9 protein-coding genes are annotated in these 13,393 nt (G+C 46.9%); 5 read left to right on the top strand and 4 right to left on the bottom strand.

All coding sequences use genetic code 11. The features are described from left to right. The first annotated feature begins 263 nt into the window (after window positions 1–263). Together QUA36_RS01015 and QUA36_RS01010 are read left to right on the top strand one after the other, a co-directional pair. Complete coding sequence (locus tag QUA36_RS01015; RefSeq protein ID WP_333455003.1) at window positions 264–1,535, top strand: CAP domain-containing protein; 1,272 nt, start codon at window positions 264–266, stop codon at window positions 1,533–1,535. Window positions 1,536–1,707: 172 nt separating this feature from the next. Then, on the top strand, window positions 1,708–2,238 hold the full coding sequence (locus QUA36_RS01010) for an adenylate kinase (RefSeq protein WP_333455001.1): 531 nt from the start codon (window positions 1,708–1,710) through the stop codon (window positions 2,236–2,238). 42 nt (window positions 2,239–2,280) lie between these two features. On the opposite strand, the gene murQ is transcribed toward QUA36_RS01010, so the two are convergent. Further along, the gene (murQ, locus tag QUA36_RS01005) at window positions 2,281–3,195 is read right to left on the bottom strand and encodes an N-acetylmuramic acid 6-phosphate etherase (RefSeq protein WP_333159687.1); all 915 of its coding nucleotides are present in this window, start codon (window positions 3,193–3,195) and stop codon (window positions 2,281–2,283) included. A gap of 241 nt (window positions 3,196–3,436) precedes the next feature. After that, window positions 3,437–3,811, bottom strand: a complete 375-nt coding sequence (locus QUA36_RS01000; RefSeq protein WP_242720559.1) for a DUF3110 domain-containing protein — start codon at window positions 3,809–3,811, stop codon at window positions 3,437–3,439. 383 nt (window positions 3,812–4,194) lie between these two features. On the opposite strand from QUA36_RS01000, the gene QUA36_RS00995 reads away from it, so the two are divergent. Continuing rightward, window positions 4,195–10,860: a translocation/assembly module TamB domain-containing protein gene (locus tag QUA36_RS00995; RefSeq protein ID WP_333454999.1), complete on the top strand. Its 6,666-nt coding sequence runs from the start codon at window positions 4,195–4,197 to the stop codon at window positions 10,858–10,860. 342 nt (window positions 10,861–11,202) lie between these two features. Further along, complete coding sequence (locus QUA36_RS00990; RefSeq protein ID WP_333454997.1) at window positions 11,203–11,568, top strand: hypothetical protein; 366 nt, start codon at window positions 11,203–11,205, stop codon at window positions 11,566–11,568. 24 nt (window positions 11,569–11,592) lie between these two features. On the opposite strand, the gene QUA36_RS00985 is transcribed toward QUA36_RS00990, so the two are convergent. Further along, window positions 11,593–11,763 (bottom strand): hypothetical protein, encoded by a 171-nt coding sequence (locus QUA36_RS00985; RefSeq protein WP_333455104.1) that lies wholly within the window; start codon window positions 11,761–11,763, stop codon window positions 11,593–11,595. Here QUA36_RS00985 and QUA36_RS00980 point away from each other — a divergent pair. After that, entirely contained in the window at window positions 11,687–12,649 is a 963-nt protein-coding gene (locus tag QUA36_RS00980) for an Rpn family recombination-promoting nuclease/putative transposase (RefSeq protein WP_333454996.1), read from the top strand. The genes QUA36_RS00985 and QUA36_RS00980 overlap by 77 nt on opposite strands. Window positions 12,650–12,720: 71 nt before the next feature. Here the strand turns inward: QUA36_RS00980 and QUA36_RS00975 are convergent, their stop codons facing one another. Then, a complete protein-coding gene (locus QUA36_RS00975; protein WP_333454994.1) occupies window positions 12,721–13,224 on the bottom strand; it encodes a DUF2243 domain-containing protein in 504 nt (167 codons plus the stop codon). Between the last annotated feature and the right edge of the window lie 169 nt (window positions 13,225–13,393).

The raw sequence follows: 13,393 nt of genomic DNA, 5'->3' as shown, positions 1-13,393 counted from the left end.
CTAAAATTGTATTGATGCCACGGGCGATCGCAAATTTCTGTGAAACTCTCCTTAAATTCGATCGCACTCTTCCCTTTCCCAATCATAGCCGGGCTCTTGACATCCACACTTTGACAACAGCTATAATTAGAATAAATACAGCAGCGGCAGGGATTAACACAATTATGGAATTGTGCCCAGCCAGCTAGCGATCGGGGAAACTATCGTTAAGACGGTAAGCAATCTACCAGCAAAACCAAGTCTTAAAACAGTTTATCATCCCCATGCTTGAACAACTACAAAATTCCGGTTCTCAGTCCTTGGACATTTTAACAGGAGAGCAATCGGCCTCTCAAGTAGCACCAAGCCCAACCAATCAAAACTTTATTAATAGAGTTTTAGAACTTACCAACATCGAACGCAGCAAATTAGGTTTGTCCCCGCTAACCTTAAATACTCAGTTACTAAATGCGGCGGCAAATCACAGCCAAAACATGGCACTGCAAGACTTCTTTTCCCATACCGGAAAAGATGGTTCGTCATTAGGAAGTCGGATTTCTGCAACGGGCTATCAATTCTCAGCGGCGGCAGAAAATATTGCTGCGGGCTCTTCTACACCCGAACAAGTTGTATCATCGTGGATGAACAGCAGCGGCCACCGGACTAACATTCTTAACCCTAATCTCAAAGAAATTGGGATTGGTTACTATTTCTTAGCCGACGATACTGGCACAGAAAATTGGAATCACTATTGGACGCAAGTTTTTGCGACTTCTCTTGACGGTAGTGTCAATCCCGCACCGACACCGACACCGACTCCCACACCAAACACTATATCTATTACTTCGCCAATACCCAATGCTACAGGGGACGGCAGCCCGACGACAGCAGCCAAAAATATAGCCAGCAACGGCAATTATTTCCTATCAGATAGTGCCGATACTCAAATACCGACAAATGCTGCGGGATTGCCAATTTTTGCCCTTTCCGGCAAAGACAATATCACGGGGGGAGAAGGTGTTGATAGCATTAATGGGATGCAAGGTGCGGATACAATTAATGGCGCAGGAGGCAATGACAGCTTATCCGGCGGCAAAGAATCCGATGTAATTGATGGCGGTGTTGGCAATGATTTTATCAGCGGCAACAACGATAACGATCGACTAATTGGATCTGAGGGTAACAATACTATTCGCGGCGGCAAAGAAGATGATATCTTGATCGGCGGTAACGGTGACGATTTGTTGGCGGGCGATCGCGGGCAAGATATTCTGACGGGCGGCGACGGAAATGATACGTTTATTTTAGCAGGAGGTTTGTCTGCTTCGGCTACTTTAATTAGTGCGGATGTGATTACCGATTTTGCGATCGGGGATAACATTGGTTTGACTGACGGTATCGGATTTGCAAACTTGACTTTTGAAGCTGTGAGTTTGCAGTTGGATGGAGGTGCAAGCATCGCTTCTACGGCGATTAAGTCTGGTAGTAATTATTTGGGAATCGTGCAGGGTGTAAGTCAAAGTCAGCTTACATCTTCTGTTTTTGTCAACGCCTAAAAAACAGCATACCCAGATTTCCGACTCCTCCAAGAAGTCGGGAATCTAAAAACAAGAGCGCTTTACGTTGAATTTGGAGAGGATAATCAGGGGGGCTATTTTGATAGATTGATTATTTTAGTAATAATATCAAGTAGTGCTACAAACTGCATCATTCCTAAGAGGGGTAACTATGGAAAAAGTAGCCGTGTTTGGCAACGCTGGAGGCGGCAAATCAACTCTCAGCAAGAGATTATCAGAAATCATTGGTTTGCCACTTTACGCCTTGGATAAGATTCAATATCAATCTGGGGGCGCTGAGGTTCCAAATGAAGAATATAAGCATACCCATGAGAAAATTTTGGCTACTCACCGATGGATTATAGACGGTTTTGGTTGTATGGAAACCGTCTGGCTTCGACTCAACGAGGCAGATACTCTGGTTTTTGTATATCTGCCCCTATACGTGCATTTTTGGTGGGTGACTAAACGGCTGATTACAGGTAAGTTTATACCGCCAGAAGGCTGGCCCCAAAACAGTCCGATATTGAAGAGTTCAATTAATAGTTACCGTGCTCTTTGGTTGTGTCACAACTATTTGACTCCCAGATATCGCGAGTATGTCGATCGGGCTCAAAATACCAAAAGTGTTTATCACCTCAGATCCACTGGAGAGATTTCACAATTTTTTGACTCGATATTGCAAATGACTATTGACTGTTGACTAATGACTAATGACTGTTGACTAATGACTAATGACTGATGACTAATGACTAATTGATGCCACAGCCGATCGCAAATTCCCTTGAAACTCGCCCAAAATTCGATCGCACTCTTCCTTCTCCAAATTAGTCCAGTGCATCATCAAAGCTAATTTAACAGACTTGCCGCTTTTTTCGAGCAAAAAACCCGCCTCATCCCGGTTCAAATCAGTCAAATCCTGCAACATCCGCACAGCCCGATCGCGCAATTTCTTATTAGTAACCGCCACGTCAACCATTCGATTGCCGTAAACCTTCCCCAGCTTCACCATTACCCCAGTCGAAATCATATTCAAAGCCATTTTTGTTACTGTACCTGCTTTCAAGCGCGTCGAACCCGCCACTACCTCCGGGCCAACCAACAACCGAATATCAACATCAGCCTCAAAATTCACTTGTTCGACGGGTACGCAGGCCATAAACACAGTTTTCGCCCCCCGCTGGCGCGCCGCCTGCAAAGCGCCCGCGACGAACGGCGTCGTACCTCCAGCCGTAATGCCGACAACTACATCTAAGTTGGTAATTTGACGGTGGGCGATCGCCTCAGCCCCATCCTCAGCCCGATCCTCCAAATCCTCCGAACTCCGCACCAAAGCCCCCGCACCCCCGGCAATTATGCCCTGTACGAGTTCTGGCGGCGTGCAGAAGGTGGGGGGACACTCGGCCGCATCCAGCACCCCCAAACGCCCGGAAGTACCCGCACCGACGTAAAACAGGCGGCCTCCTTGACGTAGAGACTCGGCTGCAATGTCGATCGCTTGGGCTAACTGTTCGCGGGCACGGGCGATCGCGCTTAAGGTTTGGGCGTCTTCGCGGTTGAACAAGTCCACTAATTCGATCGAACTGAGTTGGTCTAAATTCTCGCTGTTCGTATTCACCTGTTCAGTCAGCAGATGGCCCCGTTCTTCCAAATTCTTCATGTTTTTTGATTAGTCATTAGTTATTAGTTATTGGTCATTGGTCATTATCATTAGTCAACAGTCATTAGGTCTACAAAATAGGGTAAGCATTGCCTGCCCGCTGGTGAGCTTGGTTAAATCGTGACTCAAAGGCTCGAAATTTGCGGTTCTGGCGATCGGCTAAATCTACTTCCGAGAGACAGGCAATTACCCATTACCCATTACCAATTACCAATAACTGCTGACTAATGACTAATGACTATTACAAAAGTCCTTCGAGTCGGCGGCGAATAGAATCCAGTTCGTTTTGGGAAACCTCAGAATCAGGCTCGGGCTCGGACTCGGACTCCGGCTGCCACTGAGTCTGTGTTACATTGTCTTCTGGGGGAATAGCCAGCGCGCCCGCGGGCACAAGCTCCCAATCATAATCAACACTGTCGCAGAACTCCTTAATTTCCTCCTCGTCGATCGCCTCAACCGTGGGCTCTGGGAAATCCTGAGCTTCCAACATCACGCCAAAGCGGGTGGCGTCGTCTTCTGACTCAAACATCAGAACTTTGTTGCGGTCGCCGAGTTGAATGGTATGAATTCCCTCATTCTCGGTGCGGGCATTGAAGAGTAAGACGAACACTCGCATAAGTTTTAAAGACCTTCTTAACCACCGTTTTTTTATCTTAGAAGCGATCGGGCAACCAATCAGTCGATTTTAGATTTTAGATTTTAGATTTTAGATTGAAGATCGATCCAGCACTAGCGGGATCGAGAGGATTTAGGGGAGTTGGAGGATTTGGTGTTAGGTCGTGTTGCGTGTTTTGATTAAGTTCGGTAAAGGTTTCTGGAGTCTACCCTGGAGTAGGGGCGTGCCTTTTGCGTGCCTTCGATCCTGGGATCGGCACTTCCTACCTCACTTTTGAGTCTACCAAAGGCAGAAGCCATCCTGGCGAATCACAGAGATTATACCTGTCTCCAATCGGCTGATTCCCTATAATTTCTGAATTCTCTGATTTCTGAGAAACACCCATGACTAACTCGGACGATAACAAAAATCAACTCGCACCCCATCCCCACCGCCGCTGGTGGCGTCTGGTGCTGCTTAGCGGTACGGGATTGGGCATTATCGCCTTGGTTGGGGCGGCGCTAGGATACCAGTGGGTGCGGGAAAAGTTAGCTCCTTTGGTGGAAACTGAAGTCAGTCAGTTGCTGAAGCGGCCCGTGCAACTCGGACGTTTGGAGAGATTTTCTCTGACAAGTTTGCGGTTTGGCCGATCGACTTTACCTGCAACTCCTACCGATCCGGATTACGCTTCTACAGAAGCAGTGGAAGTGAAATTTTCAATCTGGCCACTGCTGTTCACCCGCACTCTCAAATTAGATATTACCTTAGTTAAACCCAACGCTTATATCGAACAGGATGCTAAAGGCCGCTGGGTTAATATTCCAACTGCGGAGCAAAAATCTCCGGGTTTATTTAAAACTGAAGTTGAAGCAATTCGAGCTGAAAATGCCAGCGCGCTTTTGGTGCCGAGTTCCCCAGTCGGACAGACAACTTCGGCTCCGATTTCTGTAAGTCTGAAAAATGGCAGTGCTCTATTTCGCGACCAAAATCAGCGCATTCTCTACGAACTTAACGGTCAGTTTACTAACAACGATAATTTTATAGTAAAAGCGGATTCTCTCTTACCTGCAGCTCAAACTAACCTGCAGTTGCAAGGTCAAAATTTGCCTTTACCCGAACTCGATCGATTGCTGAAAGTTCGCGGTATTTATTTACAAAAAGGTCTGGCTAACGGCAATTTAACAGTGCAACTGCGAGACAATAAATTATCGGGAATTACCGGAGCGGCTAGTTTTGCAGGAGTGCAAGCGAGTATTGATCCGCTGAAACAAATCATACAAAATACCAGCGGTCAGTTGCGGTTTCAGGGAACTAATTTGATTGTCGATAGTCTGGCGGCTAACTACGGTTTAATTCCGCTGAGAATAGCAGGAACAGTTGCAACTGGAACTAATTTTAATCTCCAACAAGCTAGCTTCAATCTGACAACTAACGTGCAACCAGTCGCTTTTGCAAGTGTTGTCAGTGCGGTGGAAACAGAGTTAGGGCAGAAAGTAGTATTGCCGGTTCCTGTTGCGGGGCAAGTGAAGGCGGATGCCAAGCTGACTGGAACAGTTGCAATGCCGGTGCTGACAGGTACGATCGCCTCGACAAAACCCGCTACGGTCGATCGACTGCAATTAAACAATATTAGCACTAATTTTAAATTGGAACGCGGGAGAATGGCTCAAACCCCAACTCCCAATTCTCAATCTTCTATTCCCCCGTTTTCCTCTTTAGCTTTGACTTTGAGCGATATTTTGGTAGTCCCGGCGGCGGGGGGTAAAATTGGCGGCAAAGGTGAAGTTGATATTGCTTTGGGAAGTAAGAATTCGGCATCGGGTTTGGTGTTTGACTTCCAAGCTGAAAATGTACCTGCAGATGCGATCGCCCAAATTTACGATCTCCCGATTCCTGCTACTGTTCAAATTGGCACTGTCTCCGCAAGAGCTCAAATTTTCGGCCCGTTAGAAAACATTCAAGCTAGAGTTCAATGGCAAGCACCGCAAGGGACTTTCCCCGCTGCGGGAGAAATTCGAGCCGGAGGAAATTCGGCGGATTTGCAAAATACAGTTGTGAAAATTGGCGACGCTTCTGTTAACGTGGATGCTGCGCTAAAAGACGGTCAGTGGCAAGCTTTGATCGAGGGCGATCGCGTTGATCTCAACAGTTTGCAGCAAGTCGTACCAGGGCTTAATTTGCCTCCTGAACTAGCGGGTTTGTTCAGCGGAACTGCCGAAGCTGCGGGAACTCTGGACGATTTGAGTTTAAATGCGATCGCTGCGAGGGGAAAAGGAACGCTGAATATTGCTGACAGCATTGTTGATGTTAATGGCGAACTAGAATCGGGCAGGTGGCAAGTTTTTGGCAACACTGAAAAAGTTGCTATCAATCAATTAATTGATATTGGCTTGCCGTTTTTAGCACGGGAAACGCCTGCCAATCTCGACAATCTCAAATCCCAAGTCCAAACTCTAAAATCGCTCGGCGGACAGCTAGCAGGGGAATTTAGAGTGGCGGGAAATGTTGACAATTTGACTGCTGGTGGCATCAATGTTACTGGAAACGGTAGGCTCAATTTTGCCGACAGCAATGTCAATTTACAAGGAGAATTGGTAGCTGGAAACTGGCAAGCAACAGCAGAAACAGATCGCACTTCCATCAACCGCTTGGTAGATTTGACACTGCCGATTTTAGATGTGGCTTCAGCATTCAATCCCGAAAATCAGCAATCTGCCAATCTCAACAATCTAAAATCCAAAATCCAAAATCTCAAATCGATCGACGGACTGCTATCGAGTCAAATTACAGCATCGGGAAGTATTGACAATTTGACTGCTAGCAGCATCAATGCCAGCGGCAGCGGTCTACTCAATCTTGCCGGCAGCAATGTTAATTTTAAAGGAGAATTGGCAGCGGGAAACTGGCAAGCAACAGCAGAAACCGATCGCACTTCCATCAACCGCTTAGTAAATTTAGGATTGCCGCTGTTAGATGTTGGCTTAGCTTTCACTGCGGACAATCCCCAAACAGTCGCCAATATCAATGATCTAAAATCCACAATCCAAAATCTTAAATCGCTTGACGGACAAATATCCAATCAAATTCAAGCCAGTGGCAATCTTGATAATTCAACCGCCCCCGACATAGCCGTCAACAGCAGCGGCAAACTCAATATAGCGGACGGTACTATTGCTTTTAGAGGTAAATTAGAAGACAGACGCTGGCAAGCTTTCGCCGATGCCGATCAAGTTATTCTCAGTCGCTTAGAACAAACAATCCGCAATACCCAACTCATTACCCTAGCGGCGACTTTGCCTGAAGGATTAGACGGCAGAATTAACGGCCAATTCCAAGCAGCGGGTAGTTTGGATAACTTGACAGCAAAGGGAATTAGTGCTAGCGGGGAAGGAGTGATTGTGGTCGATCGACTCGGGGCGATCGATACTACGGCTAAATTAGAAAACGGCAACTTGCAAGCATTGCTGGAAACGAACGGAATTGCCGTCAGTAATTTAGAACAAACCCTCAAACAAACAGGTTTGCTGACAGCGGATTTACCGCCAGAAATTAACGGAACCCTCGACGGCCAAGTCCGCATTTTGGGAACAGTAGATAATTTAACCGCCAGCGGCATCACTGCCAACGGCGACGGACAAATTCGACTCGCCAACGGCGGAGGAATTATCAATGCTAAAGGCCGCGCTGAATCGGGGAATTGGCGCGCGTCAATCGAGGGCGAGCAAATTGCTCTAAGCCGCTTCCAGCAAGCCTTTGAGTCGCAGCGCCAAAGCTTGCAAAGCGGAGGTGTAGTATCTGGTGCCCAAAATCTCCCCCAGCTTGGAGGACTGTTTAACGGCAATATTAATTTATCTGGCCCGATTGCCGCTTCCCCACAAAATGTTCGCGCCGGCGGCAGTTTCCGCATCTCGGAATTGCCGTTTTTGAAACAACCTTTTGAGGCAGTATTTAATTGGGACGGCAAACGGGTGGAAATTGAGAACGCCACAACTCCCGGTTTGACAGCAAACGGCTTTGTTAACGTCGAACTCGAAGGTAAAGGAGGGCCCTCAATTTCCAACGTAGATTTGGATGTCAAACTCGCCAACTTTAACCTGGCAGCGTTACCAACTGAACAACTCGGATTTTTGACAGCAACTAATGTCAACAATCCTTCACAGAACAACCAGCCTCTGCGCGGCAATGTCGATTTTACTGGCCGCCTCAGCGGAACCCCCGCCGCCCTCAACTTAGTTGGCGACGTGGAAGTGCGGGATTTAGCAGTAAATCAAATCGCTTTTGACCCGGTACTGGCGGGGAGTGTGAATGCGGATGCTGGGAAAAGTGTAGATTTGCGTTTGGCCGGCGCCAGCGACAAAATCGAAGTAGCTTTAAATGAATCTTTTCTGCCGACATCTTTCTTAATTCAACGCGGGGAATCCGTCGCCCGTGGCCAAACCGAGGGAGAAACTTTGCGAGTTAATTTAAGCGATTTTCCCCTGGCTGCTTTGAATCTCACACCGGGGAAAGAGGCCGGTTTGGGGCCGATAACCGGTACGGCGTCGGGACAAGTGAATGTGTCCGGTTGGAAGATGCCGTTAAATCCGGCGACTTTGGAAGCAAGCGGACAAATTGCGATCGCCCAACCGGCGATCGGCTACATTAAAGGTGACAGTTTCCAAGCCGAATTCAGCTACGATAACGGCGTCGCTACTCTCACAGATGGCATATTCCGCCAAGGCAGCGGTCAATACTTAATTTCCGGCAAGGTTGAAACAGGCGCCAACCCGAAATTTGCCGGGAAAGTTAAGGTACAGGAAGGCAAGTTGCAGCAGGTTTTAACCGCTTTGCAATATTTCAATTTAGGCGACTTGGCGAGAGGCTTAAAACCTCCTGTTTACGGTGACAGTGGCGACGTACAAACTGTAGCAGTGGGAGAACCAGAAGCCCCGTTAATCGAACAGTTGCGCCGCTTGGCAGAAATTGAAACAATTTTGCAGCAGCAGCAGGCAGTGGAAACATCACAAAAATTACCTCCCTTATCCCAATTGCAAGGCACTTTTGGTGCGGAAATTGCTGTCGCCGGTTCTTTGGAAACGGGTGTGGAAGCTCAATTTAACGTGAAAGGTGATAACTGGCAGTGGGGAGAATATGTCGCTGAAACGTTCAACCTTGAAGGCAGTTTTCAGGACGGGATTTTAACTGTTTTGCCTTTGGAAATTCGATCGGGAGAAAGTGCGATCAGCTTTTCGGGACAACTCGGGCAAAAAGCTCAATCCGGGCAGTTGCGGGTAGAAAATGTGCCCGTGGAAGAGTTGGCAGAACTGGTGGAATTGCCTTTTGTGGATGTCACAGGAGATTTGAATTTGCGGGCGAATTTGGCCGGCAGTTTGGAAAACCCACAAGCCACCGGGGAATTGAGTTTGGTTGACGGTACGCTAAACGGAGAACCGATTAAACAAGCCGACGGCAGTTTCAGTTATAGCGATGCCCGCCTGAATTTTGGCGGCAGCGCTTTGGTAACTCAAACCGAACCGATTGAAGTGCAGGGAAGTTTGCCTTTTGAGTTGCCGTTTGCAGCGGTGAAAGCTGATAGCAATCAAATTGATTTGAGGGCGAATTTGCAAAATGAAGGTTTGGCAATTATTAATGTATTGACTCCGCAAGTTGCGTGGGTCAGCGGTCAGGGACAGGTGCAAATTCGCGTGGGAGGGACGCTGCAAGATCCTGTAGCGCAAGGAATTGCGAATTTTGAAAATGCAACCGTCCGCGCGCAAGCCTTCCCAGAACCGCTGACAGGGCTGACTGGGACGGTGCGCTTTGAGGGCGATCGTATTCGGGTAGAAGGAATTCGGGGACAGTTGAGTCAGGGAGAAGTGGTCGCCGCTGGCGTGATTCCGCTGTCTGTGCCTTTTGCTGAGGGCGATGTCGATGTGGCTAATCCTTTGACTGTAAATTTAGACAAGTTGGCAGTGAACCTCAGAGGATTGTACAGCGGCGGCGTAGTCGGTCAAGTGCAGGCAAGGGGCACGGCTAGGCGTCCGCAGTTGAGCGGTAATATTGAACTGTACAACGGTGAAGTATTTCTCCGGAGTCCCGGCGCCGGTCGAACTGAGTTAGCTTCTTCCTCTTCTGCTTCTGATTCTGATTCGACATCTTCTGCTTCCCCTGCGACTGAGGTTTCTGATTCCCCTACAACTGAGGTTTCTGCTTCTGGTGCAACTCCGACTTCCCCTTCCTTTGAAGTTGGATTGAACGATTTGCGGCTGAATTTGGGCCGGGGAATTCGGGTAACGAGTGCGCCGATATTGAGTTTTCAGGCGACTGGGGGTTTGACGGTAAATGGAACTTTAGATGACCTTCGCCCGGAGGGTACGATTCGGTTGACTTCCGGGTCGGTGAATTTGTTTACAACGCAGTTTAAACTCGATCGAGGATACCCGCAGACTGCTACCTTTGTACCAACACAAGGACTCGATCCGACGCTGGATGTGAGATTAGCAACTTCGGTGCAGGAAGTAACGCGGTTCCGCACTCCCGGCACATCTGTAGCCTCTGAAATAGCAGACGAACCGACAACTTTCGGCAGCGTGCGGAGTGTCCGAGTTCAAGCGTTAGTGCAGGGAAGAGCTTCTCAGTTGGGGGAAAATCTGGAGTTAAGGAGTTCTCCGAGTCGATCGGACACAGAGATTGTAGCGCTGTTGGGTGGCAGTTTCGTGCAGACTTTGGGACAGGGAGACAGTACACTGGCGATCGCAAATTTAGCGGGTGCGGGTTTCTTGAACAACATTCAATCTGCGATTACTAACGCCACAGGATTGAGCGAATTTCGCTTATTTCCCACTCGGATTAGAGGCAACGAAGCACAAGCTGCTAGTTCCAGTTCTGGTGCGGGTTCTCTGGGTTTAGGTTTAGAAGTTGGGTTTGACATCACGCGCAATATTTCAGCATCAATAATTCGAGTGTTGTCAGCAAATCAACCGACTGAATTTACTGTGCGCTATCGATTGAGCGATAAACTTTTACTCAGGAGTTCCAGTAATTTTCAAGGAGACAACCGTGTCACTGCTGAATATGAAGTGAGGTTTTAGGCATCAGCCAACAACCAACAGCCAAAAGTCAGCAGTCATTAATTGTCGCCAAGGCAGCGACAGCGGAGTGAACTAATAGCATATTCTGCCATACCACCGTGTATCCCGATCGATATAAAACCAATTATGTAGGGGAACGGCATTTTCGTGTCCGGCGCGAGGCGAGGCGACTTTTAATAATTGGCATAAAATTAAGGACTGTAGCAAGACTTTTTTAAATGGGCATAACCGAACATCATAATCGCAATTCCCCATACTCATTACCAATTAATTTGCTATAATAGTAAGAGCAGCAAATTGGTACTGCTAACCCCACACACAAGGTTAGAGGAGTTAAGTCAAATGGCAAACAAACTCCAAGTTAATACAGAGTCGATCGGCTACAGCGACTTTTACTGGAACCGCTTTAGTCCGAGAGTTGCGACTATCAGCAGTGTCCGCAACGCCAATCACTGGGACGGCGGATTTATCGCCTATATTGCATTTCCCACAAAAGTAGAAGCTACAGCAGCAATGAAGTATTTGCTCTTGCATCAAAAAGCTGCTGATGTCGATATGCGGAAAGCCAAGCGAATGAAAGCAAAAGGTATTCGGTGGGAACTCAAAATTCGGGGTTTAGCTTTTAATGAAGTGCTGAAGCTTGCAACTATGGATATAAATGGAAAGCTAGTTATGTCCGCTGCAGCTACTACTCAAGCCACAGGCTGATAATTGAAAAACTTCGTAGTTGCGCTAAGGGTGGTAAAGCGCAACTACCAACCTAAAAATTCCTAAAATATTGCATTTTCCTTCTTCCTTTTTCCCTCTTCCCTCTTCCTTCTCTAATATGCGTTTCATCAGTCCCAAAACAGACTTTGCATTCAAAAAAATATTCGCTTCTTCCGAACATCCAGAAATTCTCATCAGCTTCCTAAATGCAATGCTGTATAACGGAGAACCAACAATCCAAGAAATAGAGATTATTGACCCTTATTCAGCAGGAAGTGTTACAGGATTGAAAGACACTTACCTGGATGTCAAAGCCAAGATTACCGGCAACAAAACCGTGATTGTGGAAATGCAGGTACTCAACGTCGCCGCCTTTGAAAAACGGGTAGTATACAATGCAGCCAAAACCTATTCTACTCAACTCAAAGCTGGAGAAGGTTATTTAAAGTTAAATCCGGTCATTGCTTTAACCATCACCGACTTTATCTTATTTGAAAACACCGAAAAACTAATCTCTAACTTTGAATTCACAGAAACAGAAGAGAAATTCGTCTATCCCAACTGCGAGTTAAAATTAGTGTTTGTCGAGTTACCGAAATTTAAAAAAGAATTGAATGAACTTGAAAATCTGCCGGAAAAATGGATCTACTTTATGAAAAACGCGCCCTCTTTGGAAGCAGTACCAGATACATTGGGGTCTATTGAAGAGATTAATACTGCGCTGGGAATTGCCAACCGAGCAAATTTGACACTAGACGAATTGAATGATGTAGACAAGCGAGAGATGTTTATCCAAGACCAAATCGGGTCTGTGATGAAAGGGATAGAAATTGGTCTACAACAGGGGATTGAACAGGGAATACAACAAGGAATCGAACAAGGAATCGAAAGGGGTAAAATTGAGGGGGAAATAGGGTTAATTATGCGTCAGATAGTGCGGCGGGTGGGTGATGTTACACTGGAAGTTCAAACTCGCATCCAGGGGTTATCTGGGGAACAGTTAGATGATTTGGGAGAAGCTTTGTTGGATTTTAGGAGTAAAGAGGATTTGATCGCGTGGTTGGATTCTGCGGCGGGATGAACTGATGAGTTAAAAAGAGATTCGGGGATTTTTAACGTGGATTTGGTAGAATTCCCAATCTCTGCATTCTTTTAAACTTTAGTATCTGCGGGAACTTCCCTCTGTACCAGCATCCAACCTAACAGCCCTAAACTAACTCCAAGAATGAGAAATCCTAAATCCCAAGCTAACTCGTTGATACCGGGTTTGACGTGGTGGATTCCTAAAATGTGATGGTCAACAATGCCTTCAACAAAGTCAAATAATCCAGCACCAATTAATATTGAACCGAAAAAAGTTTGAGTTGACAAAGGAACATCTTTGCGCTTCACAGCACTCCACAAACAAAAGATTCCCGCCACTGTTACCAACCAATCTGCAGCGTGAAACAATCCATCTCCGAGGGTATTTAATTCTAAACCGGCAACGGTAGCATCGGTTTTAACGCTGCTAAACATATGGTGCCACTGGAGGAGTTGGTGCAGCACAATTCCGTCAAAAAAGCCGGATTGACCGATACCGAGGAGAATTCCTGCGATGATTAGAGGTCGGCGGTTGTTAGCTGCGGTGGTTGGTGCGTTTGTGCGATCGTCCAATGGAAAACCTCCGATGCTTTAAATGCTGAGCCTGGGTCTGTGAAGGGATTTGCCAGTACATTTTTTAGTTTTGCTGGGGAGGAGGGGCGATCGCATCATCCGCGAGAGAGATTTCTAGATACTCTTGATGCTTAATGCCAACTACAAATCTAGTTTATAATTTGATTAA

It is taken from the genome of Microcoleus sp. Pol10D4, from assembly GCF_036701555.1.
Lineage (GTDB): Bacteria > Cyanobacteriota > Cyanobacteriia > Cyanobacteriales > Microcoleaceae > Microcoleus.
The sequence above is the reverse complement of the archived record's forward strand: the minus strand, read 5'-3'. Positions and strand labels throughout refer to the sequence as shown.

What these genes read in the sequence shown, in the direction of transcription:
- QUA36_RS01015 (WP_333455003.1), top strand. Translation starts at nt 264, where the DNA reads ATGCTTGAACAACTACAAAATTCCGGTTCTCAGTCCTTGGACATTTTA.
- QUA36_RS01010 (WP_333455001.1), top strand. Translation starts at nt 1,708, where the DNA reads ATGGAAAAAGTAGCCGTGTTTGGCAACGCTGGAGGCGGCAAATCAACT.
- murQ (WP_333159687.1), bottom strand. Translation starts at nt 3,195, where the DNA reads ATGAAGAATTTGGAAGAACGGGGCCATCTGCTGACTGAACAGGTGAAT.
- QUA36_RS01000 (WP_242720559.1), bottom strand. Translation starts at nt 3,811, where the DNA reads ATGCGAGTGTTCGTCTTACTCTTCAATGCCCGCACCGAGAATGAGGGA.
- QUA36_RS00995 (WP_333454999.1), top strand. Translation starts at nt 4,195, where the DNA reads ATGACTAACTCGGACGATAACAAAAATCAACTCGCACCCCATCCCCAC.
- QUA36_RS00990 (WP_333454997.1), top strand. Translation starts at nt 11,203, where the DNA reads ATGGCAAACAAACTCCAAGTTAATACAGAGTCGATCGGCTACAGCGAC.
- QUA36_RS00980 (WP_333454996.1), top strand. Translation starts at nt 11,687, where the DNA reads ATGCGTTTCATCAGTCCCAAAACAGACTTTGCATTCAAAAAAATATTC.
- QUA36_RS00985 (WP_333455104.1), bottom strand. Translation starts at nt 11,763, where the DNA reads ATGAGAATTTCTGGATGTTCGGAAGAAGCGAATATTTTTTTGAATGCA.